We start from the raw sequence: 24,693 nt of genomic DNA on the forward strand, positions 1-24,693 counted from the left end.
CGCCAAAATGCATGCGCCTCGCCGCTGCGATGCATATGCATTCCATCAGATGCGCCGCTCCTGCTTGAGCCGGTCGATCGCAGCGGCGGCCTCCGGCGGCAGCGACTTGAAGCCCATCTGACCGGCGGCCGAAAACATCGGCCGCAGATGCGAGCCCGCGAGAAACGGCGGCTGGCGGTTGGCCGGCACGATCTGGTCGAACACCAGCACCAGCGTGGTGGCGACGAGGCCCACCCTGATGGCGCCGAGCGCGGCGCCGCCGAGCCGGTCGCCGATCCCGGCCTCACCGATGGTGTCGTTCAGCGCGACGCGGCCGATATGGCCGAACAGCATGCCGACGATCACGAAGATGCCGAAGAACCAGATCCAGTTCTGAAGCATCGGCGAGTTCGGATTGCCTGCAATCTGCGGCGCGATCAGCGGCATCAGCGCCACGGCGATCGGCGCGGCGATGAGATAGGCGAGGATGGTCATGGCGCTGCGCAGCAGGCCGGTCCTGAAGCCGAATCCGACCGCGACGGCGAGCGCGGCATAGACGGCAAGATCGAAACTGTTCATGGGCACAACCCTGCCACGATGGAACGATGAACGCCAAGCCGATCATTCCGGTTTCGGATCGTTAAAATCGTCTGTATTGATGGCGGAAAGCCTAGAGGTTACCGCCAATGTCAGACTTGTTCGACGTCAGTCAAGAAACCATCCTCGTCACGGGCGCGAGCCAGGGGCTGGGCCGGCAATTTGCCCGGGTGCTCGCGGCGCATGGCGCCGCCGTCGCGCTCGCCGCCCGGCAGACCGAGAAGCTGAAGAGCCTGGAGGAGGAGATCCGCGGCAAGGGCGGCCGTGCCGTTGCGGTCGCGCTCGACGTCACCGACACGGGCTCGATCGCCAAGGCTGTCGATGCCGTCGAAGCTGCGCTCGGGCCCGTCACCGTGCTGATCAACAATGCCGGCATCGCCATCGAGAAGCTCGCGACCGAGCAGACCGAGGCGGACTGGGACGCGGTGATCGGCGCCAACCTCAAGGGCGCCTATTTCCTCGCGACGGAAGTCGCCCGCCGCATGATCGCGCGCAAGCAGCCCGGCAACATCGTCAACATCGCCTCGGTGCTCGGCACCGGCGTGCTCAAGGCGGTCTCGCCCTACGCGATCTCCAAGGCCGGCATCATCCAGGCGACCAAAGCGATGGCGCTGGAGCTTGCGGGCCAGAACATCCGCATCAACGCGCTTGCGCCCGGCTACATCGACACCGAAATGAACCATGCGTTCTGGTCGACGCCGGCCGGCGAGCGCCTCGCCAAACGCATCCCCCAGCGCCGGGTCGGTGCCGAGTCCGATCTCGACGGCGCGATCCTGCTGCTGGCGTCACGGGCGTCGCGGTACATGACAGGGAGTGTGGTGACGGTGGACGGCGGATTCCTGCTGAATTGAGCGCACTTCGCCTCCCGGCCTGGGGAAAAGGTCGGAATTTGCGACAGAGTTCCCGAAAGGGACTCTCCGCGAGGCGAGATCGTTGGCACTCGCACGGTACCCATCCGCACCGTCATTGCGAGCGCAGCGAAGCAATCTGGAGTCTTTCCGCGGGAGGATTCTGGATTGCTTCGCGGAGCCTGTCATCGGGCCGCGCTTCGCGCGGACCCGTTGGCTCGCAATGGCGCAAGAGAGGAAGCTATCGCATCTCCTCCCGGATCATGTCCGCCGCCTTCTCCCCGATCATGATCGTCGGCGCGTTGGTGTTGCCGCCGATCAACGTCGGCATGATCGAGGCGTCGACGACGCGCAATCCCTCCACCCCGCGCACCTTCAGCGCCGGATCGACCACAGCCATCGCGTCCGCCCCCATCCTGCAGGTGCCGACGGGGTGATAGACGGTGTCGACGCGCGCGCGCAGGATGGCGCGGATATCGTCGTCGGTTCTCACGTCGGACGTGAACATGTCCTTCTTCTGCAGTGCGCGCAGCGCAGGCGTCTCCATCAGCCGTCGCGTCGTCTTGAAGCCTGCGACCATCGCCTCGACATCCTCTTCCTCGCCGAGGAAATTCGGATCGATCATGGGCGCTGCGAGCGGATCTGCGCTCTTCAGCCATACGCTGCCGCGGCTCTTCGGCCTGAGCAGGCAGACATGGCAGGAGAAGCCCGCCTCCTTGTGCTTCTTGCGGCCGTGGTCGTCGAGCATGGCGATGACGAAGTGAAGTTGAATGTCGGGTATGTCGAGGTCGGGCCGGGTCTTCAGGAAGCCGCCGCATTCGGCGAAATTGGTGGTCATCAAGCCGCGCCGTTCACGGCGATATCGCTGGATTGCGCGCAGCAGGGACGGCAGCCGTCCGAGCGAGGCGTGAACGAAGTGGGGATAGTCGGAGGCGTAGACGAATACGAAATCTGGATGGTCCTGCAGATTGCGCCCGACACCCGGCAGATGATGCACGAGGCCAATGCCGTGCGCTCGAAGCGCATCGCCGTCGCCGACGCCCGACAACATCAGCAATTGCGGTGACTGGAAGGCGCCGGCGGCGAGGATCACCTCGCGGCGGGCGCGCAACTGCTTTGTCTGCTTGCCCTGCAGATATTCGACTCCGACCGCGCGGCTGCCTTCGAACAGGATCTTCGTGGCGTGCGCGCCCGTCTCGACGCGCAGATTTGTGCGCTTGGCAACGTGGGGATCAAGATAAGCGCGCGCCGCGCTCCAGCGCTCGCCATTGTGCTGGGTTACCTGGTAGCTGCCGAGCCCTTCGTGGTCCTCGGCATTGAAGTCCTCGCGGATGCGGAACTGCGCCTCGCGCGCCGCCTGATGGAAGACGTCATGGATCGGATTGTCCGAGCGCAGCTTGTTGACATGCAGCGGGCCGCCCTTGCCGTGATATTCGCCGTCGAAATCGGCGTTGTTCTCAGAGCGCTTGAAGTAAGGCAGCACGTCCGCATACGACCAGCCGGCGTTGCCGAGCGCGGCCCAATGGTCGTAGTCCCATTTGTTGCCGCGGATGTAGACCATCGCGTTGACCGCCGATGAGCCGCCGAGGCCCTTGCCGCGCGGTTGGTAGCCGATACGGCCGTTCAATCCCTTCTGCGGCACAGTGTCGAAGGCCCAGTTGGCCGCGCTGTATGGCAAGGCGAGCCCGAATGGCGTGGTGATCCGCCATGTGTCGTTGCGTCCGCCCGCATCGAGCAGCGCCACGGATGTCCCAGCATCCTCCGACAGCCGCCCCGCAACCGTGCAGCCGCCGGAGCCCGCGCCCACGACGACGAAATCGAATGTGTCAGTCAATGTTGTTTCCCCCGTTACGTCATTCCGGGGCGATGCGGAGCATCGAACCCGGAATCTCGAGGTTCCGGGTTCGCTCCGCGCCCCGGAACGACTCCTCCCCTACGACATAAACCGCATCAACTTCTCCAGCCCTGCGATCTTGCCGCCGTAGGGCGGATAGAGATCGGCGAGGCGGTTGAACTTGGAGCGATAGAACACCGGCTTCAGCTTGCTAAAGGTCTTGAAGCCCCATTCGCCGTGATAGGCGCCGGTGCCGGACGCGCCGACGCCGCCCATCGGCTGGTTCACTTGCGTGAAATGGAACAGGCAATCGTTGATCGTGACGCCGCCGGAGACGGTACGCGCCAGCACCTCGTCCCGCGCGCTTGCGTCCTTGCCGAACCAGTACAGCGCCAGCGGGCGGTCGCGGCGGTTGACGAAGGCGATCGCCTCGGCCGGATCGCGCGCGCCGAGCACCGGCAGCACCGGGCCGAAGATCTCCTCCTGCATCACCGCCATCGCTTCGGTCGCACCGATGATCAGCGTCGGCGGGAATTTGCGGTGGGCCTTCCAGTTGGGATCGTCAGGTTTCGCCGGCTGCAGGATTTTCGCACCACGCTGCGCCGCGTCCGCAACGAGGCCTTCGAGCCGCGTGTAATGCCTATCGGAGATGATGGAGGTGTAGTCCTTGTTGGCGGGATCGGCGCCGAACATGCGCCGCATCTGCGCGCGGACCTTCTCGGCGAAGGCCTGCACGGAGCTCTCAGGCACCAGCACGTAGTCCGGCGCGATGCAGGTCTGCCCGGCATTGAGCAGCTTGCCGTAGGCGATGCGCTCGGCCGCCTCGTCGAGATCGGCCGAGGCGTCGATGATCGCCGGCGACTTGCCGCCGAGCTCGAGCGTGACGGGCGTGAGATTGCGCCCCGCGGCCTCCGCGACCAGGCGCCCGACCCGGGTCGAGCCGGTGAACACGAGGTGGTCGAACGGCAGGCTTGCGAAAGCCTTTGCGATCTCGTCCTCGATGCCGGTCACCAGCAGCTCCGTCGCGTCGAACCGTCGCGCGACCGTCTCCTTCAGCAGCGCCGAGAAATGGGGCACAAGCTCGCTCGGCTTGATCATGACGCGGTTGCCGGCGGCAATGGCGCCGATCGCGGGCGCGAGCGTCAGCTGCAGCGGGTAATTCCAGGGCGCGATGATGCCGACCACACCGAGCGGCTGCGGCATCAGCCGGTTGCGCGCGGGCAGGAACTGCAGCGCGGTCGCGACGCGCTGCGGCGTCATCCAGGCTTTCAGGTGCTTTGTGGCATGCCGGATCTCCGAGAACACCAGCATGGTCTCGGCGATGGTGGTCTCGACCGCGCAGCGGTGGCCGAAATCGGCCGAGATCGCCTGCCGGAAGCGCTCCTCGTTGTCGGCAACGACCGCGCGCAGCCGCGCCAGCCGGTCGAGTCGTTCGGCGAGGCCCGGCGCCGGCTCGTCTCGCGACCGCGCGACCATGGTGTGGAAGGCCTCTTCGAGGGCCCGTAGCGGGGCGCTCGTCAGGGATTTGTCCACGGCGTTCCTCCTGGAATGGCGTTTTCAGCCTTAATCTTGTTGCCGCAGGCTGGCCGTTTGTGGAACTTCTGGCAAGAGCGCGCGGAACAGACCGGAATTGTCTCCATTCGCGTGTCATAAACTCGAAAAAAACGTTCCCGCAGCCCTTTCCAAAGGCACCTCGCCTTGATACATACGCCTCGCAACCGACGGGCTTTGCCCCGGGATTGCCTTCCAAGGAAGCCTTTGGGACGGACCAACCAAGCCACGCGAACAGCGCCGGCCTCAATTGACCGTCTCCGGACTTTTTTATTGAAGGCGTGCAAATGTTTAACGCGGGGTGGAGCAGCCCGGTAGCTCGTCAGGCTCATAACCTGAAGGTCATAGGTTCAAATCCTATCCCCGCAACCATCTCGACTTGCGAAACCCCGGCCCCAGTGGCCGGGGTTTTCGTTTTGAGGGAAACCGCCAAAATCCCGGCAAGATCGCCCCGGACGTCAATCTTCAACTCGCCGGCCTCGGGGGTGAGCATGATCTCCTTCACCAAGGTACGCAGAACCTCGCCCGCCTTAAGCCGGGTTGCCTCGGAATCATCCTGCAACGCCGTGTGGAGAGTGCTGACCTGTTCACGGTAGAACGTCGCCATCTCGGGATGGAGAAGTGGCGGCGGAGTCTCGGCATCAGCCAGCTGCCGCTCAAGCTCAGCCTTCCGATGTTCGAGCTGGACCATCTTGGCGTTGATCTTGTCCGCTGCTCCGCCCTTGAGAATTAATTCGAGCAGCTTATCCAGCTCACGCTCGATCCGCCTCACTTCCGACCGTGCCGCCTCGATCGTGGCAGAGCCTTCCATCCGAAGGCGGTTCATCTCGCGTGTGAATTCGTCGCAGAATTCCTTAAACAGCGTGGGGTCCATCAAATGATATCGTAGAGCGTTCAATACCCGCTCCTCAAGCCTACTGCGCTGGATACTTCTCCGGTTCTCGCAGGTTCCCTTGTTCCTGGCTGTGGAGCAGCCGATGAGGTCGGCAGAGATCATGGCATATCCGCTACCGCAACAGGCGCACTTTATCAAACCGGAGAATATGTATCTTGGCCGCCGACGGTCGCGGAAACTGTTCTGCACTTCGCGGCCGTCCTCTCCGCGCTTGGTCTTGATAGCAGCCTGCCTTGTCTTCGCGGCCGTCCAGAGTTCGTCATCGACTATGCGCAACTCTGGCACATCTTGTACTATCCACTCAGCGGTCGGGTTTGGTCGCGCCTGTCGTTTGCCCGTATCCGGGTCTTTGACGAAGCGTTGCCGGTTCCAGACAATTCGACCGATGTACATTTCGTTGTTCAAGATACCGTTACCGCGCTTGGCGTTGCCGTTGATGGTGCTGAAGCCCCAGTCGCCGCCGCTGGGCGCTGAGATACCCTCCTTGTTCAATTCGGCAGCGATCCGCTTTGGTGATTTACCAACGACGTAGTCGCGAAAGATGCGACGAATCACCTCGGCTTCTTCTGGGTTGATGACGCGGTCGCCTCGGATAGGCTCGCCATTTTCCTGAAATTGCTTGACGACGTCATAGCCATAAGAATTCCCGCCGCCGGACTTGCCAAGCTCGACACGGCCACGTAGCCCGCGGCGCGTCTTGTCGGCGAGGTCCTTAAGGAACAGAGCATTCATCGTGCCCTTGAGCCCGACATGGAGATGCGTGACCTCACCCTCGGACAAGGTGATGATCTTTACGTTGGCGTGAATCATTCGCTTGAAAAGCCCGGCGATGTCTTCCTGGTCGCGGGAGAGCCGATCCATCGCTTCGGCGAGCACGATCTGGAACCGACCCCGCAGAGCGTCGGCGATCAGCGCCTGGATGCCCGCGCGCAGCAGCGACGCGCCGGAAATTGCGTGGTCTGAATATTCTTCAACGATTTGCCAACCTTGCTTTTTAGCGTACCCGCGGCAAACCCGAAATTGGTCAGCGATCGACGCGTCACGCTGGTTGTCGGTGGAATAGCGGGCGTAGAGCGCTATCTTCATGAAACGATCTCCTGCCAATTAGGAGCGTTCCGGACGACGCTCCTCGATGACTTTTCCGAACCACTCCCGCGCAGCGCGGCGAGCTAGTAAGCGCACGAATTCGACGAGGCGCGGATCGGGGCCATTCAAGCCCTGTGACGCAAGGGTCAACTCCGGTTCACTGAACCGGCCGATATCTTTGTGCTCTGGAGTGCCCGTCTTTTTCATCGGAACGCTGCATCCGGCCAATTGCACGGTGAGGATGCCGAGCACCATCAGCATTGCGATGGGCAGTCACAACGAAAATCAGCCCGAAGGATTTGGATAGGGGCGGGGGCTTCAGTCGAAAAAGTTCTAGTTCTGGCGCGCCGTATCGCACTTCTGTGTCGTGCAAATACTTGCGCGCTTCGGTTGATCTGGAAGTCACTGATAACTTCGCTGTCATCATTTTTGTCCTATCGGGGCGCCTTCTATTTTGGACCAAAAATCCCTTTTTGCTCTGGTGAAAGCTTCTTGGAAGATCGCGTCGAATTGGCGGCAAGATGTCCCCATTCCCTACCTGCTTGCTGAGCCATCGCCAGGCCGGCGACATCCGGTCAAGGCCGGGAGCCGCGAAGCGGGCACGCGAATCGCGCGAGCCCGGAGGGGACGGCGCCGATCGGCACGTTAAGCTATTGATCCAATTTGCGGTGGAGGGCTCACTCTTGGGCTTATTCACAGCTGCTACTCCCATTCCGAGATGAGAGCGCGATCGCGTCTCCAATCTACCTAGTCAGCTTGATAAGCTACGACCGGGGCGACGACATCCGGTCAATGCTGGCGCGAAGCGCCACCGCGAGAGCGGCTTGGCATTGACGGGATGGTGGCGCTCCGGTCCCATACCCGCAAGCGGACAAGCCCATGCTGCCGCTCCCGCCACCAAGGAGACAGCAATAGAACCTCAAGCTACTCCGATGCTGTGAGCGACCGGACGCGCCGGGGATGGGACACATTGCCATCCTCGTCATCACCGGCATGAATGCCGACCTTCTCGAAGTCCGCAACGGCCTCAACAGACCTCATCAAACTGACCTTTCGGACGCCAGGACACCGGATCGGCGATCCAGCGGTTGATGTCGGATTCACGCCAGCCAGCGCCATGGATGCTGATCCTGATCTGGGGTGGGAATGTGCCCTCAATGATCTTGCGGTAGATGGTGGATCGGGACAGCCCGGTTCGGAAAAGGACGGTTTTGAGGCGGACGATACGGTCTGGCTCCCGCATGGTTGCGCTGCCTCCTGCTGGCTGTTTCTGGCTGCTGCTGATCCAGACAGAACAAGCAGTGACGGTCGCGCAAGCGCGCATTTCGCGTCGTCGTACCGTGGCGTACAGGCGACGGAAGTTAGGCGGAGTTAAAGTCCGAGGCCCCGGCCTCTGCCGAGGTCGATGCCATGATTGAAAGCGAGTTCGAGGCCGAGCCGGCGGCCCGACTCGATGTGGATTCCGAGTTCGATCTTTCGGTTGGCGAGGATGGATTCCATCTGCGGATCGCGTTCGAGGCTTTTCGCCATGTCGCCCATCGCCGAGCGCGTCGCCTTGTAGCCGGCGATGTCGCCCGCCTGATACTGACGCTGGCTGGTGTGGTCGAGCTTCTGCCAGCGTTCCACGAAACGGTCGGCGCGGCGGCTCGGATCGGTCTGCAGCTCGGTTTCGAGCTGCAGAGCGCGGATCGCGCGGTTGACCTGGCCGCCAGCCGCCTCGCGGACCAGTTCCGGATTTTTCTTGTAGGCGGCTTCGGCGTCGTGCGAGCCATAGGGCCGCACCTGCTCGAAGACCTTGCGGGCCTCCTGCAATTCCTTCACCTGCTCCGGGCTGACCTTGCCACCCCGCTCCTGCGTATCGAAGATCGCATCCACGGCGCGGGCATGGCGGACGAGCGCACGGGTACGCACGCGACGCAATTCCTTTTCCGGGTCTTCCACCACCTTCCTTTCCGGCGCTTCCCGCCCCGGCGTCCGCGCGCTGCCCGCGCCAGGCACGGCTTCGGCAGACGGGCGCAGGCCATCGAATATGTTGCGCACCCTCTCGGGCACGACCCTGCGCACGATCTCGGCAACGCGCTCGCCGAAGATGATCCCGCGCCGCTCGGCATAGCCTTGCGCCGGATCGCGCTGCTCGTAGTCCGAGGCCATGTCCTTGGCCCGGTCACGCGACAGGGTTCGGGTGAGGCGGTCCGGATTGGCAAAATCGTCGCGGCCATAATGCAGCTCCATGCCATCGCGGTGTCGTGACAGGGCCACATAGCTGCTATGGGCATCCATGCCCGGCGTCGCCAGCACATGGATGCGGTCCACAGTCATGCCCTGCGCCTTATGGATCGTCGCCGCATAACCGTGGTCGATCCGATTGTATTCCTTGAGGTCGAAGCGAACGGATCGGCCGTCGTCGGTCTGAACGGTCACGGACTGAGCGCTCACCTGTTCGATGGCCCCGAGTGTGCCGTTCTTGACGCCAAGGCCTCGTTCGTTTTGCAGGAACATGACCCGGTCCCCGCTGGCGAAGCCGCGGTCGCCCCGCTCGACTGTCACACGCACCTCATTGCCGAGATCACCGGCGGCACGCATCCGCATCCGCGCAGCCTCGTTTAGGGCCCGCACCTCGTCATTGGTATGGGTGAGGATGATGCGGCTCTTATCCGATGACGCCTGCCGCTCACGGTCCCAGCGCTCGATAAGATCGCCGCGCGCCTCCTCTCGGGTTTGCGCGTCGTGCACCATGCCATGGGAGCGGTAGGCTTCAAGCGCTTCGCCGGTCCTGCCGGTCGCCAGATCGCGCGTGGCATCGCGCTGCCAGTCCTGGCGCTGGCGGCGCACCTCGCCGATCTCGACGCCGCCGTGACGCTCATGGATCGAGCGGAAGGCCGCGCCGGCCTCGATGGATTGCAACTGCTTGGGATCGCCGACCAGCACCACTTTTGCGCCAGCTTCGAAAGCATGAGACAGCACGCGCTCCAACTGGCGCGTGCCGACCATGCCCGCCTCGTCGATCACCACGACATCGCGCGCGCTGAGCAGGTCGCGGCTCTGGCCCCAGCCGTGTTCCATGCTGGCGATGGTCCGCGACGCGATGCCCGATCCGCTTTCGAGGTTTTCCGCCGCGATGCCGGAAAGTGCCACGCCCCGGACCTCATAGCCCGCCGCCTCCCATGCCTTCCGCGCCACGCTCAGCATGGCGCTCTTGCCGGTCCCGGCATAGCCGACCACGATGCCGAGATCGCGCCCTTTCGTGACATGCACCAGGGCGTCAGCCTGCTCGCCCGACAGCACAAGGCCGCTCTGTTCAGCTCGCGCCAAAGCGGCTTCGCGGTCCGCGCCACGCACCTCATGGCGCTCCCGTTCCGCCATTAGCTCGGCGGCGCGGTGCAGGCGCCGTTCGGCCTCGATCATCTCGCGGGTGGTGAAACGATCTTCTCCGCGAGCGTCCTTGCCGAGTTCGACAAGATCTGGAGCGCTACGCATCGCGCCCATGACCTCATTGAACTGGTCCAGACCGTCGCTGTGACGGTGCGCGAACTTCGCCAGGTCTCGCTGCGTGAAAGTCGATTGCTGCTGCGTGATCGCGTCCAATGCAAGCGAAGGATCGGCGATGATCCGCGCGCCATTGCCGCGCGCGATCTCGCGGTGCATCTCGGCGCGGTCAGCCTCGGTCGCTTCGCCCTCGATGCCCCGGTCCTCGATACGTTTGGCGGGCGCACCGATCTTATTTTGTGGCTCAAGTGCGATGCCCTGTGCTTCCAGGCTCCGATGGTCGATGCGTGCATCGATGTCGAGTTCGGCCAACCGTTCGTTGGCAAGCTCGGCCCAGCGTTCACGCCAGCGCTCGACCACCTCGGTGCGGTTCCAGTCCCGGACCTTCTGGCCAAAACCGTTCTCATCCACCGCGCGCATGGTCAGCATGACATGCGCATGGGGTTTGGGCATGCCGTCCTCGCCGATGTCCAAATGCACATTGAGATCGGCGATCATGCCCTGATCGACGAACTCGGCCTGCACGAAGTCGCGGGCGAGTTCGATGCCCTGTGCCTGTGTCATTTCGCGCGGAAGGGCGAATTCCACTTCGCGGGCAAGCTGGGCGTCCTTGCGGACCTCGAACGCCTCGACATCGTTCCAGAGCCGTTCGCGGTCGCTCCATGCCTCCGGCGCATTCTCCGGCAGCAGCACCTCGGAATGGACGACGCCGCGCTTGGAGGAAAAATCGTGGCTGCGATCAAGCCGCTCGTCCCGCAGCCGCGAGCCCGAGCGGTAGGCAGCTGACGCCACCGCGCTGGAGCCAGACTTGCGGCCAATGACCTTGACGTGAAGATGATAGATCGCCATCGCGATCGGATCAGTGGCACGCCAGAGCGCACGTCGGAACGACGTATAAGCGCGCCCTCCCTCGAAAAATTCTCGGGCGGGATTACACCGTCTCAAACCGTCCCGGCGACCCTACAGCATTATGCCCAGGGCTCAACTATCATCCCCTCATCAACATTGCTGGAGGACGTGATGCGCAAGCCGCGGGATTTCGACGGGGAACTGAAAGCGCTTCAGGACAAGGCGCGCGACCTCAAGAGCCGCAAGGTGCAGCAGCTCGGCGAGCTGGTCATCGCCACCGGGGCAGATAGCCTCAACGTCGATGAGCTGGCAGGCGCGCTGATCGTGCTGACTGAGGCCAAAGATGCTGGAAAGAGGGAGGCGTGGGCCAGGCGAGGAGCTGCGTTCTTTCAGAGCCGGGTGCGGCGAACTGCACCGGCAGCTGAGCGCCACACTGGCGGCGCTCGGGCGCAACCGGGCGGCGCGCCACCGTCAACAGGCAGCAAGGGCGCGGCATGATATGCGCACCTGGCAGGTCGAGCGCCGCAAGCGCACGCGGCACCTTATCGAATTGGGCGGCCTTGTCGTCAAAGCCAGGATCGTGGACCTGACCGGCGATGATCGCGCCATCATCTTCGGCGCGCTGCTCTGGATGGCAGACAGGCTCAAAAGCAATCAAGGCGAACAGGCGAGAGCGCTCTGGGCTGCAAAGGGAAAGGAGGCATTCGCTGTGGAACGGGCGACAGATGCGCCCACCATCTTGCAGGAAACGCCGCAGGATAGGGCATGATCGATGGCGGGCGGCGCGGAGACTCCAAATATCGCAGCGCTGCCCGCCATCGCGCTATTCAATTGCATGTTCGTCACCACTTGTAGACTTGGGAGAGCACCCGCAACAACCCGCCGAGCTTGCGTCCATGGTTGAGATCGGCGGCGAGCCGCATAAGCGTGTCGGCAAAGCCGAGCGGCGGGATCGCGGCGGAGACGGCCGCGATCTGTGCCCGCGACAGTCCTTTGCGCACGCGCCCCTCAGTGGCATCGATCCAGTCAGCCTTTTGTACCGCATTTATGATCGTGGCATTGGGCCCGGCATACGCCGTGAGCTTGTGGTGCCAGTGGATGATGTCAGCGATCAGTTGGCCATCCAGCGGCGGCGCACGCTCTGCTCGGGCAGCCTCGGCCCGTGCTTCCTACGGCTCCAGGTAGGCGAGTTCGCGGTCGGTCCACATACCAATGTCATGATAGACGCGAGCAAATGCGATGGTAGCCCTCGCGGGCGCTCCACGAGATTGCGGAGTTTTTCGGATGTCCGATCCGAAAGCGGGCTTGCCGCCGCCATACATGCGCACCCCGAAGCCGCCCGATTCCTCGGCCTGTCCGGCCGCGCGCTGGAAAAGCACCGCACCTACGGTACCGGTCCCGCTTACCGGAAGCTCGGCGGACGCGTCGTCTACGCGCTCGAGGACCTGAAAGCCTGGGCGGACCGCGGCGCCAAGACCTCGACCTCGGATCCCGGCACCGGGACCGTCCTCGGACGAGGCTCACAACCTTCTCGGCGGAAGGAGGAACGGCATGAGTGATCTCACCCATGTCGAGCTCTTGTGGCTGGAGAAGCGCATCGAGAACTGGATTCGCTTCGGTCGCCATGCCCGGGAGCAGATTCTGGACCAGCGGCGGCGCATCCTGTCGTTTGCGCCGGGCTGCATTTTCGCCTTCGTGCGCTGGACCTCGAACGACTTCGGCACCCTCATCTCGCGTATCGACATTCTGCGCGCCGTCGGTCCCGGGGAGCCCCGCGCGACTGTGCCCTATGTGCAGCCCGGCGGCGATATCCTGTTGCGGTCGTCCGGCTGGCCGAAGGTCGAACGCGTGCTGCAGATTGTGGACGCCGTTGAGGGGCTTGGCATCGACCCGGCCGACGCCGCGCCCGACTACTGGCACCACGTCCACAACCGCCTGTCCGTCAATGAAGCTCCGCGCGCTTACACGCGGTCGCGTCATCAGGTGTGGCTGAAGCGGCGGAGGATCGCGCCGTGACCGGCCGCGCAGTGATGCTTTTCGCAACGCTGGCGGCAGCGATGACTTTGCTGTCCTCGATCGGCACGAAACCGACCGCATTCTTCATATGGAATGCTTGTGCGCCAGGAAAGCTGGCGCGGTCCAGCCGGTGGAAGACCGGTGCGGGTAAGCCGTAGCGGGCGCCCGGTAGCGAGTGTTGCGTGGTCGCCGGTGACGGCGGCTGCGAAGCGTACACAGCGATCGTGTGGGGTGAGCGATTGAGCCGCGAAAGCCATAAAATCGCAGAGGCCGAGACGGTAAGCAACGTCGAAGGCAACATGTGCGGTCCCGCTATGCGAGGGGCTGACGCTCTGCCGTGGTCGAAGGCGTCATCACGCACGAAAGGAACGCGTCGGAACCTGGGAGGTCTCACGTTCGACCGATGGCTTTATGCCCCCAAGGTCCGCATCGGGAAGGCGAGGAGCCGTAGCCGATGATGAACGAGTGTGAGAAGTCAGACCCCGTCATAGTAGCTGTGAAACCGACGAACGAGGCGGAGCGATCCGCTGCGGAGCCGGTGGAGCCAAGGGCAGGGACCAAAGGGAATGCGGGCCAGCAAAGCATGTCCCGGACGCCGAGCCGGACAAGCGTGTCACAGGCGCTGGAGCGCATACGGCAAGTTTGCCGTCATTCACCCGAGGTGGGAGCCGTATGCGGGAAAGCCGCACGTACGGTTCTGTGCGGGGGGCGCTCAGCAATGAGCGTCCCTACCGCGATCGGACAGCGTGCCCATCGGTCTCTATCGGCTGCAGCCGACTGTTCGTCACCGAACTGGTCGCGATCAAGGCACCTCAACCGCTCGCAACCTTTCTCGCCGATGGCGGCTATCTGCCCCAGCACGTTCTCCCGCTGAGGCGCGTGCTGGCGCTTCCTGGCCAGACGGTTTGCCGTGACCATCTCACCGTCACGGTGGACCAGATCGAGATGGGTGCGGCACGCGACCACGACAGCCGCGGCTATCCGATGCCCATCTGGCAGGGCTGCCGCGTCATCGCCGACGGCGAAGTCTTCCTCATGAATTGGCAGTCGGCGGACTCGCTCGATTGGCGATATTTCGGGGTGCTGCCGATAAGCGCGATCATCGGAAAGGCCGTGCCTCTTTGAACCAGCAGGGAGGACTGATCTTGCCGCAAGCCTGCAAACCTTCCGATATTCCTTTGTTCGGTCGCAACGCGGACCATTCCTCCGTCCCGGCCAAGACTCGCACCGCCGTCGCGCAGAGCGGCGGTCAAGAGCGGCCGCCAGGCCGGCGCGCGAGCGCTCCTCCCTTGAAGGCCGCGAGCACGATGGCACCGTTGCAATCCCTCGGGACGATGCTGTGCATTGTCGCTACCCCATAAGCGATTAATTTCATGGTGGGCCCGGCAGGACTCGAACCTGCAACCAGACCGTTATAAGCGATTGCGAAATGTCACGTCATAAGCGGTGGATATTCCTCGTTTGATGGACCGTAAAAGTAATCGCCGCTCAAGTACGCCGCGCCAGAAGCGAATTGGTCCACGCCGCCAGTTCAGGCTTGTTGCCGGCATAACGGGCCACAGCGGTGGCGCCGAGAACCGGCAGCCGCCCCGAGCAATCTTTCGTGAGCTTCATTCCTCGTCGGTTTCGTTGGACAATATCGTGTCCAAAGAAACCGTGGCCAGCTCGGTCACATGCCTGACATCTGATCCCGTTACAGGTCTAGACAAGTTGAAGCGACCGTCGGGAGTCGGGGAACGTAATGGAACGTAACGGAATGAAACGCACCTTCGAGATGTGCATGGCTGCGCGGCCGTCTGCGCTCACAGCCATTCTAGCCGAAGAGCGCGTCGCGGTTGATCGCATCGTCCACATTAAGCCAGCTCGCCGCGTGCGCCTGATGCAGGCGTTGCGCGAAGGGGTAATGGGATCCACATTCTACCTCGGCGAAGTCGCAGCTGTTGAGGCTGTTGTCGAGGTCGAAGGGATCCGCGGCTATGCCTTGCGGGTCGGGGAGGATCCGCAGGATGCCGTGGCCGCCGCAGCAGTGCTGGCGTTATGTGGGGCTGACGGCAACAGATCCCAGCGGATAGGCGATCGCCTAGTGGGTGAGATGAAGGTGGTTTCCGAGCTGAGAGAACAGCAGGGGGCGGCCGTCGCTCGCACCCGGGTGCGGTTTGAGGGTGGGATCGTCGAGGCCTACTCGGCATCCGATTACACGCGTGACCGGTAAGATCATGATTAGCGAGGTCACGAGCTACGATCCGATGGCTGTTCAGGCCGCCTTCCGTTGTGTCCTCGAGGCGTTTGCTTTTCCTGGGCAGCTGAGACGATTGGCGAATCCAGCCCCCCTCAATGTGTTGTGGGCATGCTCAAGTGCGGCAGATGCTGTGCATATGACGGAGGCGGCGCTCGCGCACGCCTCAATACTGCGTCAAGCAGCAGACCGGAGTGCCGGCAGTATCGAGGAGAGCGCGCTCGTCATCGCTACCTCTTCGGAGCTTTGCGACGTGATACCCAACGTCAATCGTGGAACTCCGATGTTCCCGGACGAGGGCGCAACGCTAATCGTGCTTGTTCCTCAATTAGGCGAGCACAAAGTCGGTGGACCTACTGAGCCGGATACGATGTTCACCGTTAAGGTCTCGACGGGCGGGCTCGCGGAGGCTTCGACCTTCACCTGCTCTGGTCTCACACCACGCGCGCTCACAGCGCGCGCTGAAACGTGTGCCGAGTTTCCTTTGGGCTTCGATACCGTTCTTTTGGCCGAGAACGGTACAATCGTTGGCCTTCCGCGCGGCGCAACGGTTTCAATCGTGGAGATGTAATATGGGTTATTCGGTGGTCAGAGGTGGTGAACGCGCTATGCGCGAGGCCGAGGGCCTTATCGATGCGTTCCGGAAGGGACTTGTTCACCCCGAGCGAGACGATCTTTCCGCCCCGCAACCTGAGGCGATCGAAGGTGGGCTTCGCTTCGCCGTCTACAAGGTCATGTCCGAGGCGGGGATCTATGCACCGCGGCTCGCCGCAATTGCGATCCAGCAGGCTGAAGGGGATCTTATGGAGGCTGCGTTCTTGCTGCGCGCTTTCCGCGCCTGCCTGCCGCGCTGGGGTACTACGCTGCCAGCCGATACCGCCGAGATGCGGGCGATCCGGCGGATATCTGCTGCGTTCAAGGAGGTACCAGGTGGCCAATTTCTCGGACCCACCCGCGATTATACCGTGCGGCTCTTGAAGGAAGCGCTGCAGTCGGGATCCAACCAGCAGGCAGGCAGTGTGGAGCTGGCAGCCGATCCAGATCTGCAACAGCTTCCGGCCGCCATGCCAAAAGTTGCCGATGTTCTTCGGCGATGCGGCCTCGTCGCGCCGTTGCCGGACTCAAGCGAAAATGCGCCGATCCACGACATCACGATGCGGCCGATGCGCTTTCCGCGCCCGGCGCGCAGCGCCCGATTGCAGGCGCTCGCACGCGGCGAGACGGGCGCGCTAACCGCGCTCGCCTACAGCTCTCTCCGAGGCTATGGGCACGTTCATCCGACCATCGCCGAGTTGCGGGTCGGCTTTGTTCCGGTTCGCGTGATCCATCCTGAACTCGGCGAAGAGGTCTCGATTGGCGAGATATTGCTCACCGAATGCGAGTCGATAGCAACCGGCGTTGGTATGATCAGCTCCCACAATACCAAGTGCGGTCCGCAATTTGAGCTCGGCTATGGTGCATCGTTTGGGCAGAACGAGACCAAGGCTATCGCCATGTCGGTGCTCGATGCAAATCTCTCGCAGCCCCAGGCGAAAGGCCCCGCCGACGACCAGGAGTTTGTCCTCTATCACATCGATGGCGTCGAGAGCTCGGGCTTCGTCGATCACCTGAAGTTACCGCACTATATGCTGTTCACGTCCATACTCGATCGTGTCAATGCTGCGGCCGAGGCGCAGGCCGCAGCAGAATCAGGGAACCTTCCGGCATCTGGGGCCGACACAGTGACCTCAGCCAAGGTGCGCTCGATGGGGAGTGTTGTCTCGAAGGAGGTCGGCTCGTGATGACGCCCGCAACGAGTTTGCCGTACGCCTATCTCGACGAGTTCATGAAGGCGTGCGTGCGCAAGGCCGTACTGAAGGCCGTGTGTATTCCCGGCTATCAGGTGCCCTACGTTTCGGAGGAGGTGCCGATTGCGCGGGGTTTCGGCAGCGGCGGCCTGCAGATCACGTTGTCGCTGATCGGCGCCGACGACGTCGTCAAAGTGTTCGACGAAGGCGATGACCAGACAGTCAATGCTGTCAACCTCCGGCGTTTCATTGTCGATGTCACCAGTAACGCAACGACAAATGACCCCGCGGAGGCAACGCTCATCCAGTCGCGCCACCGCATTCCCGAGGAAGGGCTCCGGTTGGGCCAGATCCTCGTTCTGCAATCCGCGTTTCCCGATGCGCTGCGCTTCTTCGAGACCAACGAGGCCGTCGCGCGCCGCATGCACGCCGAGGCTGACTACTCGAAGCTCTGGCTACGCCTCTACGAGAGTATTGTTGACAATCACGAGATCATGATCGGCGGTCGTTATCCCGTTCTAATCAACGGGCGCTACGTGCTCGATCCGACTCACGTGCCGCGCTGGGATCTTCCGAAGCTCCACGACTGTTCTGGCATCGTGCTCTTTGGAGCCGGTCGCGAAAAGCGCATCTACGCCATTCCACCGCATTCGCGTGTCGAGCCCCTCGGCTTCACCGATCATCCCTTCCGGGTAGAGCGGTTCGAGGGGGCTGCGTGCCATCTCTGTGGCTCCTCGCACAGCTTTCTGACGCAGTTCTGGCGCGACGACGGCAGTCCAGCCTGGGTTTGCTCCGACAGCAATTGGTGTGAAAAGCAGCGGGCGGCGCTCGTGCAGGAAGCGAACGCATGAAACCCCTTCTGAGTATCCGGAAGCTGACCAAGCGCTTCGGCCCTGGATGTGAACAGTGCGTTGACGAATCGAGGTGGGGCGAGATTGACGCCAACGCGTGTCCGAATTGCGGGACGGTATGGGCGTTGCGTGGTCTCGATCTCGATCTCTTTCCTGGTGAGATAGTCGGAATCGTCGGCGAAAGCGGCGCCGGCAAGACCACGTTGGTGGACCTCCTCAGCCTCGCGGCAGTGCCCGACTACGGGGCGGCCCATCTGGCAAACTGGCGCGGGGGGCTCCATTCGATTTACTCGGCATCCGACCAGGAGAAGCGGCATCTCAGCAACGTCCACATTTCTACTGTCTACCAGGATGCCAGCCGCGGCCTGCTCATGGGCATATCTTCGGGCGGCAATGTGGTCGAGCGGCTGCTGGCGTCGGGTGAGCGTTGCATCGACGACATGCGCGCGCGCGCGCAGTATCTGCTCGATTACATGGAGTTACAGGGTCTGATGGACGTCCGGACGGGTAGGCTCAGCGCCGGAATGAAGCAGCGAGTTCAGATTGCTAAGGCCTTGGTACATCGCCCGTCTGTGATTCTGTTCGACGAGCCGACCACTGGGCTTGATGTTTCGGTCCAAGCGCGAACGCTCGACCTCATTCGCAAGGCGCAGCGCGAGCACGGCTTCGCCGCGCTCCTTGTTACGCATGATTGGAACGTCCTGCGGCTGCTTGCGACGCGCGCCCTCGTGCTCAAAGCGGGGCGGGTCATCGAGCGAGGGACTGTGGAGCAGCTCATCGAGGATCCGCAGGCGCCGTACAGCCAACTTCTCATCCACTCGTCGACCACGTGAGGCGCCTATGTCGAACTGCATCGAGGTGAGCGGACTTTCTAAGACGTTTACGCTGCATCTGGTCGGCGGGACGCGGCTGAATGCGCTTCATGAGACCTCATTCGCGCTCGAGCATGGCGCCTCGCTTGTTATCATGGGAAAGACGGGGGCTGGCAAGTCGACGCTACTCAAGTTGCTCGCTGGCGCGTACCGCGCGAGCAGCGGAGCGATTGTGATACAGCCGTCGCCCGAGAGCTCCCGTGTTGAGCTTGCAAGTCTCTCGGACGTTGATCTCATCGCGCTGCGTCGTCGCAGCGTCGGCTATCTGCCCCAGCATATCCACGTCGTGCCACGCGTGCCTGCGATCGACGTGGTCACCGCCACCGGGATCGAAGCAGGGCTCGAGGAAGCAGAAGCACGGGCGCGTGCCGAGGAACTACTCGACGAGCTTGAGATCAAGCGAAAGCTGTTTCCGCTTTTTCCTTCGACATTCAGCCCCGGCGAACGCCAACGTCTCAACCTCGCTTGCGCGCTGGTGAGGAATCCGAGCCTGCTTCTGATGGACGAGCCAGTGAGCGCGCTTGACCCGCGGATGATGCAACAAGTCGTTGGCATGCTTCAGCGGCATCGCTCTCGGACAGGTGGAGGTACGCTCGTCACAATCTTGCATCAAATGGCCGCTGCCGAGCAACTCGCCGATCGCGTTATGGTCATCGATGACGCTCGAATGAAGGCGTTTGGGACGTTTTCAGAGGTGTTGCAAGCTACGTGATCAAATGCATGTTCCGGTAAACTGTGAGACTTTGGTATGGACATTCTTGTCAAGAACGCAATCATCGTGCTGCCTGATCGCGTTATCGAAGGCGACATCAGTGTGGCAGACGGCAAAATCGCCGCAATTGGCGAACGGTTCTCTGGGTCAGCCACCCAGGTGATCGATGCTGGTCGCGGGCATGTGATCCCGGGCATCATTGACCTTCACGGTGATGACATCGAGTTCGAGATCGGCGCGCTTGGTCCGAAGGCCTCGGCGCGTCGGATGCCGGTTGACCTCGGGCTTATTCAATCGGACAAGAATGCCGCAGGTTGGGGCATTACGACCAAGTTTCATGCCATTGCATATTTCGAAGAGGAGAGCAAAGGTCGGTCCAAGCGATTGTCGAGCGAGATCATGGACTCGATAGCTCGGCTAGCCGAGGCCGAGCATCTACTGGTCGATCATTGGGTCGATCTGCGCTACGAGATCACCGGAGATCCGACCTACACCCTTACTGCGCTCGAACATCCGCGTGTCAAAGCCGTCTCGTTGATGGATCACACGCCGGGTGAAGGGCAGTTTGCGACCTCTGAAGCCTACAAGGCGCTTAACCGCCAGCTCACAGCGGCGGACGAGGAGGAGTTCGACCGAATTCTCGCCGAGAAAGGAGCGCGCCAGCATCTCAAGTGGGATCATGTTGCTCGGGTATGTGAACGGGCCCGGCTGCTTGGGCTGCTAATCGCCTCGCACGACGACCACACTCCGGAGAAGGTCGAGATCATGGCGGCGCACGGCTGTAGGCTGGCCGAGATGCCAGTCCGCCTCGATGCGGCGCAGAAGGCAAAGTCGCTCGGGCTGAAGGTCAGCATGGCCGCGCCCAACGTCGTGCGCGGCGGGTCCTCGAGCGGAAACCTCAATGCGGTCGACGCGCTCGAAGCGCTGGCGCTCGATTCCCTCTGCTCCGACTATCACCTCCCCTCTCTCTTGACTGCTGGCGGCCTTCTGCTGAGGCAACGACTTGTGAGCTGGCCGGAGCTCGCAGCGTTGCTGGCGGCCAACGCCGCCGATGCCCTCGGGCTCGTCGACCGCGGGCGCATCGAACCCAACAAGCGCGCTGACCTCGCCGTGGTCAGGATGGAAATGGGCTTTCCGATTGTTCAGGCAACAATCGCTAAGGGACAGATTGTTTATCACGATTTGCGGTTTCAACGTAGTTGACGCCGATCTACGCCGGTCTTTTCGACTCTCACAGCAAAGGTGAACCATGACACGTTTCTTTGGTAGTTGCACGCTGGCTATTCTGGCTGTGGCCTACGCGGCCACACCGGCGCTTGCCCAGAAGTTACTGACTATCTACGATCTACCTAGCAAGTACATGGACTGGGGAGGTCTGGCCGATGGCTACGATAAGAAGGGTCTCGTCAAGCTCACGCGCGACCTAAAGAACGGCTCGAGCACTGCCCTTGCTGCGATGAAGGCGGAGGCCGGAAACCCGCAGACCAATGGTGCCTATTGGGCTCTCGATATCGCGGTCGAAGCGCAGCGGGCCGGTTTGACCGTTCCCTACAAGCCGAAGGGCTTCGACGCGATTCCGGCGGCGCTTAAGGAGCCCGCAGGTTACTGGTGGGCGGTAGGCTCGGCTTATATCGTGATCGGCGTCAATAAAGATGTTCTGGCCAAGCGCAATCTGAAGGCGCCGATGGGCTGGGCTGACCTTCTGAAGCCAGAGTACAAGGGCCTCGTCTGTTCGATGGATCCGACATGGTCCGGCACAGCATCGGTTTTCATGTATGGCATCAACTTCATCCTCGGCGGAAGCAAGGATGATTTTACTCCCGGCATGACGTGGCTGCGCGATTACCAGAAGAATGGCCAGCAGTTCCGTACCGAGATCGTGGCGCCGCGGCTCGCAACTGGTGAATGCCCGATCACGATCGACGCCGAAGGGAACATCCTCATCGACAAGTTGAAGGGTGCGCCAGTCGACGTCGTTATCCCCTCGGAGGGCGTGGTGTCCGTCAACGTCGGCATGTCGATGGCGAAGGGCGCGCCGATGCCTGAGGAGACCAAGGCGTTCTTTGATTGGCTACTGTCGAGCGAGGCGCAGGAGATTATCGCCCGGGCGTATTTCCGACCCGCCATCGCTGGGGCGGTTCCTCCGGATGTGGCCAACGTCATGCCTAAGGTAGAGAAGGTCGTTGCTCTCGATTTGCAACATCAGGCTGACGTGGTGACAAAGCTGAAGCGCGCGTTCACCGATATCGTGAGCCGCGGTGGCGACCTTTCGAGCACGCTCAAGTCCGCTGAGCTCGCGAAGTAGGCCGAACGAGCTGACAGGAACCAGAGATGGGTGCGATGGGCAGCAGAGCTATCACCAGGCACTTCGCGGTAGCGATGCTAGTGCTTGTCACTATGGCTATGCTCATCGCACCCCTTGGACAACTTTTGTTAGTGAGTCTTAGGGATGAGAGCGCCGGCTGGACACTGGCGAATTACCGAATCGTGTTGGCGGGCAGTTATTACGTGGGTTCGCTTGCGGCCACGCTCGCCTTTTGCGCGATAACCTCATTGATCGCTGTGGGGATCGCTTTGCCGGCGGCATGGCGAATCGGGACGGGCGGCGTGGGCTCGACCGCCTTACGGATCTTCTGCCAGATGAACTATGCATTCGGCAGCATTGTCTATGGCATGCTCATACTCGTCCTCTTCGGCAATGCGGGGCTGATTCCTGTCGCTGAGGGCATCCTATTTTCGAGCGAATATTCCCGGGGTTTTGCTTACACGATCAGCGGGCTGGCTTTGGGCTATCTCGGATTCCAGATCCCGCGTTCCGCCCTTGTAATCGCGCAAGCGATCGAGAACATGGATCCAAACCTTATTCGCGCGGCCAGGACACTTGGCGCCGATAAGCTCCAGATCGCTGTCATGGTGATCCTCCCAACACTCCGGCCGGCACTATCGGCGGCCTTCGTACTCACCTTCCTGATGTCAGTCGGTTCATTCGGAATAGCGCTGCTGGTTGCCAAAGAAATCGCGATCTATCCTGTTATCATTTTCAAGGAGTTCACTGGGTTTGCCAATTTTGGCATTGCATCTGCAATGGCGATTACGCTGTGCCTGCTGGTGATCCTTGTCTTGATGGTGCTGCGCCGAAACTATCCGGATCTTGAGCTTTTCTCTTCGCAAGCTAGATAGGAACTCTACCATGCAAGTCGATCTCCTGGATGTTCACAAGAGCTTTGGTGGCACGAAGGTGCTCAAGGGTATTACCGCGAGCTTTCATTCGGGGCGAATCACGGCGCTAGTCGGTCCATCGGGCTCTGGGAAGTCCACGCTGCTCAACATCATCGCAGGCCTTGCGGAGCCGACCTCGGGCAAGGTTCACTTTTCTGGAATGGACGTCACGAGGGTTCCGACAGAGAAGCGTCAGGTCGGCCTCGTATTCCAGAACCATGCATTGTTTCCGCATCTCAATGTTTTCGGTAACGTCGAGTTCGGGCTTCGCGTGCGCAGTGTCCCACCCAAGGAACGACACGAGCGCGTCATGGAAGCGCTTGAGATGGTCGAGCTTGATCACCTCGCGGATCGCAGCATTTCCACGTTGTCGGGTGGCCAGCGCCAGCGTGTGGCGCTTGCACGCGCGCTCGTGATCGAGCCCAACGTGCTACTACTCGACGAGCCGCTGTCGGCACTCGACGTCGAGCTTCGCCGTCGCATCCGAGAGGAACTGCGCGCACTCCTGGCGCCTCTAAAGGTCCCGACCGTTCTCGTCACGCACGATCGCGACGATGCTTTCATCCTCGCCGACGAGATCGTGCTTCTTCTCGATGGCCAGATTGCACAGAGCGGACCGCCCGAGGATATGTACCATAGGCCGACGAGCGCGATGGTCGCGCGCTTCTTCGGCGAGGCGAACTTCCTTGTGCCAGAGTCTGCCTCAATCGAAGATATGGAACTGTTTCGTCCCGAGGACGTGACGGTCGTGTCGAGCGCGGCGGAAGCCGACCTTGTCGTGACGGTGACGAGCGCTCGCTTTCTGGGAAATCGTCGCCGCATCACTGGTCGCGATAGCCGAGGGGCTGAGGTGATGTTCGACGTGGGCAAGACCCACGCCGTGAGGGAGGGGGAGACGGTCCACATCCGCATCAACGGTCACGTCCAGGGTGTTCGGGGAGCGCTTCGTCATGCCAGCTGACGCTGCTATTCTGATTGCCCGGCCTGACGCTGTTACGATTGCCCGGTCGGAGCAGGGCGTTGTCGGGCGCCTCCTGCGTGAGGGCGCTGTTGCTGCGTGGCGGGGCGTCGCGCCGATCCTGGTTTGGGTGCCGCCGATGCTGTTGATTGCGCCGCTGGTGATGCTGGCTGTGGGCTCATTCACCGAGGTTTGGGACAGCCGTGGTCTCATGGGTGCGTCAACGGAGGCCTACCGGGAGGCGCTGAAGTTCGGCGGGACCGCGATCGCATTCAGCTTGAAACTCGCGACCTTGGTCACGGCGATCGTCACCGTGCTGGCGGTGCCGACAGCATATGCGCTCGCCCGATACTCCGGAGCGACCGTGCTTATGGTCAAGCAGATCTTGATGCTTCCCATCATCCTGCCGCCGATGGCGTTGGCGATCGGCCTTATTGTCCTCTACCCAGCCCTGTCTGGCACTTTCTCGATCTTTGTTCTCGCGCACGTCGTGCTCGCGTTTCCATTTGCCGTCTGGCCGATCGGCGCCGCTCTTACGGCGATGGATTTTCGAGTGCTGGAGACGGCAGCGCGGACGCTCGGTGCATCCCAGTTGCAGTCGTTCTTCCTGGTGATCCTCCCGAATATCGCGCGGGCCGCCATCGTTGGAGCTACGACTGTGTTCGTCGTCTCGATCGCGGAAGTCAATGCTGGACTCTTTCTCTCGTCGGCGGACTACCGCCCTTTGAGCGTCGCGCTGCTCGGCGCCTTCATGGACTTCGACATCCGCGTTGCCGCTGCGTTGACTGTCATTTTCACCATCGTTGTCTCGCCAGCATTTGTGGTTATGGAGGTTCTCCTGCGAAGAGGAACGCGCACGTAGTTCCAAGCTTCAAATCGTGGTATATTCGACTTCACGGGAGGACCATTCATGAGGA

At 62.1% G+C, this 24,693-nt stretch carries 24 protein-coding genes, 1 tRNA gene and 3 pseudogenes; 19 read left to right on the forward strand and 9 right to left on the reverse strand.

Annotated elements, in window-relative coordinates:
- Nucleotides 1-45 precede the first annotated feature (45 nt).
- On the reverse strand, nucleotides 46-558 hold the full coding sequence (locus ASG57_RS16405; protein ID WP_024338934.1) for a CvpA family protein: 513 nt from the start codon (nucleotides 556-558) through the stop codon (nucleotides 46-48).
- A 107-nt stretch (nucleotides 559-665) separates the two neighbouring features.
- Between ASG57_RS16405 and ASG57_RS16410 the strand changes: the two genes are divergently transcribed.
- Complete coding sequence (locus ASG57_RS16410) at nucleotides 666-1,427, forward strand: SDR family oxidoreductase (RefSeq protein WP_024338933.1); 762 nt, start codon at nucleotides 666-668, stop codon at nucleotides 1,425-1,427.
- Between the two features lie 238 nt (nucleotides 1,428-1,665).
- Here the strand turns inward: ASG57_RS16410 and ASG57_RS16415 are convergent, their stop codons facing one another.
- Both ASG57_RS16415 and ASG57_RS16420 read right to left on the reverse strand, forming a co-directional pair.
- A complete protein-coding gene (locus ASG57_RS16415; protein ID WP_024338932.1) occupies nucleotides 1,666-3,258 on the reverse strand; it encodes a GMC family oxidoreductase in 1,593 nt (530 codons plus the stop codon).
- 99 nt (nucleotides 3,259-3,357) lie between these two features.
- Nucleotides 3,358-4,734: a coniferyl aldehyde dehydrogenase gene (locus ASG57_RS16420; RefSeq protein ID WP_433994137.1), complete on the reverse strand. Its 1,377-nt coding sequence runs from the start codon at nucleotides 4,732-4,734 to the stop codon at nucleotides 3,358-3,360.
- Nucleotides 4,735-5,104: 370 nt separating this feature from the next.
- On the opposite strand from ASG57_RS16420, the gene ASG57_RS16425 reads away from it, so the two are divergent.
- Nucleotides 5,105-5,181: transfer RNA gene (locus ASG57_RS16425), tRNA-Met, on the forward strand.
- A gap of 7 nt (nucleotides 5,182-5,188) precedes the next feature.
- Nucleotides 5,189-5,542 carry a hypothetical protein gene (locus ASG57_RS39830; protein ID WP_349510059.1) on the forward strand — a complete coding sequence of 118 codons (354 nt, stop codon included), beginning with the start codon at nucleotides 5,189-5,191 and terminating at the stop codon, nucleotides 5,540-5,542.
- Between the two features lie 162 nt (nucleotides 5,543-5,704).
- Here the strand turns inward: ASG57_RS39830 and ASG57_RS36220 are convergent.
- From ASG57_RS36220 to traA, 4 genes and pseudogenes are all read right to left on the reverse strand, one after another.
- A pseudogene (locus ASG57_RS36220) lies at nucleotides 5,705-6,790 on the reverse strand (recombinase family protein); the annotation flags it as partial.
- 18 nt (nucleotides 6,791-6,808) lie between these two features.
- The gene (locus ASG57_RS16435) at nucleotides 6,809-7,051 is read right to left on the reverse strand and encodes a hypothetical protein (protein WP_057196833.1); all 243 of its coding nucleotides are present in this window, start codon (nucleotides 7,049-7,051) and stop codon (nucleotides 6,809-6,811) included.
- A 766-nt stretch (nucleotides 7,052-7,817) separates the two neighbouring features.
- Nucleotides 7,818-8,033, reverse strand: a complete 216-nt coding sequence (locus ASG57_RS16440) for a helix-turn-helix transcriptional regulator (protein WP_057196834.1) — start codon at nucleotides 8,031-8,033, stop codon at nucleotides 7,818-7,820.
- 128 nt (nucleotides 8,034-8,161) lie between these two features.
- On the reverse strand, nucleotides 8,162-11,125 hold the full coding sequence (gene traA / locus ASG57_RS16445) for a Ti-type conjugative transfer relaxase TraA (protein WP_057196835.1): 2,964 nt from the start codon (nucleotides 11,123-11,125) through the stop codon (nucleotides 8,162-8,164).
- A 171-nt stretch (nucleotides 11,126-11,296) separates the two neighbouring features.
- On the opposite strand from traA, the gene ASG57_RS16450 reads away from it, so the two are divergent.
- Together ASG57_RS16450 and ASG57_RS16455 are read left to right on the forward strand one after the other, a co-directional pair.
- Nucleotides 11,297-11,623 carry a conjugal transfer protein TraD gene (locus ASG57_RS16450; protein ID WP_024340650.1) on the forward strand — a complete coding sequence of 109 codons (327 nt, stop codon included), beginning with the start codon at nucleotides 11,297-11,299 and terminating at the stop codon, nucleotides 11,621-11,623.
- A gap of 1 nt (nucleotide 11,624) precedes the next feature.
- On the forward strand, nucleotides 11,625-11,894 hold the full coding sequence (locus ASG57_RS16455) for a conjugal transfer protein TraD (RefSeq protein ID WP_024340649.1): 270 nt from the start codon (nucleotides 11,625-11,627) through the stop codon (nucleotides 11,892-11,894).
- Between the two features lie 73 nt (nucleotides 11,895-11,967).
- Here the strand turns inward: ASG57_RS16455 and ASG57_RS38725 are convergent, their stop codons facing one another.
- Nucleotides 11,968-12,126, reverse strand: a complete 159-nt coding sequence (locus tag ASG57_RS38725) for a hypothetical protein (protein WP_196232384.1) — start codon at nucleotides 12,124-12,126, stop codon at nucleotides 11,968-11,970.
- A gap of 283 nt (nucleotides 12,127-12,409) precedes the next feature.
- Between ASG57_RS38725 and ASG57_RS16460 the strand changes: the two are divergent.
- The 3 genes and pseudogenes from ASG57_RS16460 to ASG57_RS16470 form a co-directional block, all read left to right on the forward strand.
- Nucleotides 12,410-12,684, forward strand: a pseudogene (locus tag ASG57_RS16460) (helix-turn-helix transcriptional regulator).
- Complete coding sequence (locus tag ASG57_RS16465) at nucleotides 12,677-13,141, forward strand: DUF2840 domain-containing protein (RefSeq protein WP_024340648.1); 465 nt, start codon at nucleotides 12,677-12,679, stop codon at nucleotides 13,139-13,141. Before ASG57_RS16460 ends, ASG57_RS16465 begins: the two are co-directional and overlap by 8 nt.
- A 737-nt stretch (nucleotides 13,142-13,878) precedes the next feature.
- Nucleotides 13,879-14,266, forward strand: a pseudogene (locus ASG57_RS16470) (S26 family signal peptidase); the annotation flags it as partial.
- A gap of 363 nt (nucleotides 14,267-14,629) precedes the next feature.
- On the opposite strand, the gene ASG57_RS39670 reads toward ASG57_RS16470, so the two are convergent.
- On the reverse strand, nucleotides 14,630-14,755 hold the full coding sequence (locus tag ASG57_RS39670) for a hypothetical protein (RefSeq protein WP_283806192.1): 126 nt from the start codon (nucleotides 14,753-14,755) through the stop codon (nucleotides 14,630-14,632).
- Between the two features lie 142 nt (nucleotides 14,756-14,897).
- Here ASG57_RS39670 and ASG57_RS16475 point away from each other — a divergent pair, with 142 nt between their 5' ends.
- The 11 genes from ASG57_RS16475 (at nucleotide 14,898) to ASG57_RS16525 (ending at nucleotide 24,638) form a co-directional block, all read left to right on the forward strand.
- On the forward strand, nucleotides 14,898-15,353 hold the full coding sequence (locus tag ASG57_RS16475; RefSeq protein WP_024340646.1) for a phosphonate C-P lyase system protein PhnG: 456 nt from the start codon (nucleotides 14,898-14,900) through the stop codon (nucleotides 15,351-15,353).
- Nucleotides 15,343-15,948: a phosphonate C-P lyase system protein PhnH gene (locus tag ASG57_RS16480; RefSeq protein WP_024340645.1), complete on the forward strand. Its 606-nt coding sequence runs from the start codon at nucleotides 15,343-15,345 to the stop codon at nucleotides 15,946-15,948. Before ASG57_RS16475 ends, ASG57_RS16480 begins: the two co-directional genes overlap by 11 nt.
- Before the next feature lies 1 nt (nucleotide 15,949).
- A complete protein-coding gene (locus tag ASG57_RS16485) occupies nucleotides 15,950-17,158 on the forward strand; it encodes a carbon-phosphorus lyase complex subunit PhnI (protein ID WP_082528982.1) in 1,209 nt (402 codons plus the stop codon).
- Nucleotides 17,158-18,015, forward strand: a complete 858-nt coding sequence (locus ASG57_RS16490; protein ID WP_029674230.1) for an alpha-D-ribose 1-methylphosphonate 5-phosphate C-P-lyase PhnJ — start codon at nucleotides 17,158-17,160, stop codon at nucleotides 18,013-18,015. Before ASG57_RS16485 ends, ASG57_RS16490 begins: the two co-directional genes overlap by 1 nt.
- Nucleotides 18,012-18,848: an ATP-binding cassette domain-containing protein gene (locus ASG57_RS16495; protein WP_057196837.1), complete on the forward strand. Its 837-nt coding sequence runs from the start codon at nucleotides 18,012-18,014 to the stop codon at nucleotides 18,846-18,848. The genes ASG57_RS16490 and ASG57_RS16495 overlap by 4 nt, the downstream gene beginning before the upstream one ends.
- A 7-nt stretch (nucleotides 18,849-18,855) precedes the next feature.
- Nucleotides 18,856-19,599, forward strand: coding sequence for an ATP-binding cassette domain-containing protein (locus ASG57_RS16500; protein ID WP_024340641.1), 744 nt, complete (start codon nucleotides 18,856-18,858; stop codon nucleotides 19,597-19,599).
- Nucleotides 19,600-19,635: 36 nt separating this feature from the next.
- Complete coding sequence (locus ASG57_RS16505; RefSeq protein WP_024340640.1) at nucleotides 19,636-20,802, forward strand: alpha-D-ribose 1-methylphosphonate 5-triphosphate diphosphatase; 1,167 nt, start codon at nucleotides 19,636-19,638, stop codon at nucleotides 20,800-20,802.
- A gap of 46 nt (nucleotides 20,803-20,848) precedes the next feature.
- Nucleotides 20,849-21,904 (forward strand): extracellular solute-binding protein, encoded by a 1,056-nt coding sequence (locus tag ASG57_RS16510; protein WP_082528983.1) that lies wholly within the window; start codon nucleotides 20,849-20,851, stop codon nucleotides 21,902-21,904.
- Between the two features lie 26 nt (nucleotides 21,905-21,930).
- Complete coding sequence (locus ASG57_RS16515; RefSeq protein ID WP_057196838.1) at nucleotides 21,931-22,779, forward strand: ABC transporter permease; 849 nt, start codon at nucleotides 21,931-21,933, stop codon at nucleotides 22,777-22,779.
- Between the two features lie 10 nt (nucleotides 22,780-22,789).
- Complete coding sequence (locus ASG57_RS16520) at nucleotides 22,790-23,779, forward strand: ABC transporter ATP-binding protein (RefSeq protein WP_024340637.1); 990 nt, start codon at nucleotides 22,790-22,792, stop codon at nucleotides 23,777-23,779.
- Nucleotides 23,780-23,915: 136 nt separating this feature from the next.
- Complete coding sequence (locus tag ASG57_RS16525; protein ID WP_162250061.1) at nucleotides 23,916-24,638, forward strand: ABC transporter permease; 723 nt, start codon at nucleotides 23,916-23,918, stop codon at nucleotides 24,636-24,638.
- Nucleotides 24,639-24,693 lie beyond the last annotated feature (55 nt).

This window comes from Bradyrhizobium sp. Leaf396, assembly GCF_001424605.1.
Taxonomy (GTDB): Bacteria; Pseudomonadota; Alphaproteobacteria; order Rhizobiales; family Xanthobacteraceae; genus Bradyrhizobium; species Bradyrhizobium japonicum_C.

Bases quoted from the DNA above. Each gene is read 5' to 3' on its own strand.
- ASG57_RS16405 (WP_024338934.1), bottom strand. From the start codon at position 558: ATGAACAGTTTCGATCTTGCCGTCTATGCCGCGCTCGCCGTCGCGGTC.
- ASG57_RS16410 (WP_024338933.1), top strand. From the start codon at position 666: ATGTCAGACTTGTTCGACGTCAGTCAAGAAACCATCCTCGTCACGGGC.
- ASG57_RS16420 (WP_433994137.1), bottom strand. From the start codon at position 4,734: ATGGTCGCGCGGTCGCGAGACGAGCCGGCGCCGGGCCTCGCCGAACGA.
- ASG57_RS16435 (WP_057196833.1), bottom strand. From the start codon at position 7,051: ATGCTGATGGTGCTCGGCATCCTCACCGTGCAATTGGCCGGATGCAGC.
- ASG57_RS16440 (WP_057196834.1), bottom strand. From the start codon at position 8,033: ATGCGGGAGCCAGACCGTATCGTCCGCCTCAAAACCGTCCTTTTCCGA.
- traA (WP_057196835.1), bottom strand. From the start codon at position 11,125: ATGGCGATCTATCATCTTCACGTCAAGGTCATTGGCCGCAAGTCTGGC.
- ASG57_RS16450 (WP_024340650.1), top strand. From the start codon at position 11,297: ATGCGCAAGCCGCGGGATTTCGACGGGGAACTGAAAGCGCTTCAGGAC.
- ASG57_RS16455 (WP_024340649.1), top strand. From the start codon at position 11,625: ATGCGCACCTGGCAGGTCGAGCGCCGCAAGCGCACGCGGCACCTTATC.
- ASG57_RS16465 (WP_024340648.1), top strand. From the start codon at position 12,677: ATGAGTGATCTCACCCATGTCGAGCTCTTGTGGCTGGAGAAGCGCATC.
- ASG57_RS39670 (WP_283806192.1), bottom strand. From the start codon at position 14,755: ATGAAGCTCACGAAAGATTGCTCGGGGCGGCTGCCGGTTCTCGGCGCC.
- ASG57_RS16475 (WP_024340646.1), top strand. From the start codon at position 14,898: ATGAAACGCACCTTCGAGATGTGCATGGCTGCGCGGCCGTCTGCGCTC.
- ASG57_RS16485 (WP_082528982.1), top strand. From the start codon at position 15,950: ATGGGTTATTCGGTGGTCAGAGGTGGTGAACGCGCTATGCGCGAGGCC.
- ASG57_RS16490 (WP_029674230.1), top strand. From the start codon at position 17,158: ATGACGCCCGCAACGAGTTTGCCGTACGCCTATCTCGACGAGTTCATG.
- ASG57_RS16495 (WP_057196837.1), top strand. From the start codon at position 18,012: ATGAAACCCCTTCTGAGTATCCGGAAGCTGACCAAGCGCTTCGGCCCT.
- ASG57_RS16500 (WP_024340641.1), top strand. From the start codon at position 18,856: ATGTCGAACTGCATCGAGGTGAGCGGACTTTCTAAGACGTTTACGCTG.
- ASG57_RS16505 (WP_024340640.1), top strand. From the start codon at position 19,636: ATGGACATTCTTGTCAAGAACGCAATCATCGTGCTGCCTGATCGCGTT.
- ASG57_RS16510 (WP_082528983.1), top strand. From the start codon at position 20,849: ATGACACGTTTCTTTGGTAGTTGCACGCTGGCTATTCTGGCTGTGGCC.
- ASG57_RS16515 (WP_057196838.1), top strand. From the start codon at position 21,931: ATGGGTGCGATGGGCAGCAGAGCTATCACCAGGCACTTCGCGGTAGCG.
- ASG57_RS16520 (WP_024340637.1), top strand. From the start codon at position 22,790: ATGCAAGTCGATCTCCTGGATGTTCACAAGAGCTTTGGTGGCACGAAG.
- ASG57_RS16525 (WP_162250061.1), top strand. From the start codon at position 23,916: ATGCTGTTGATTGCGCCGCTGGTGATGCTGGCTGTGGGCTCATTCACC.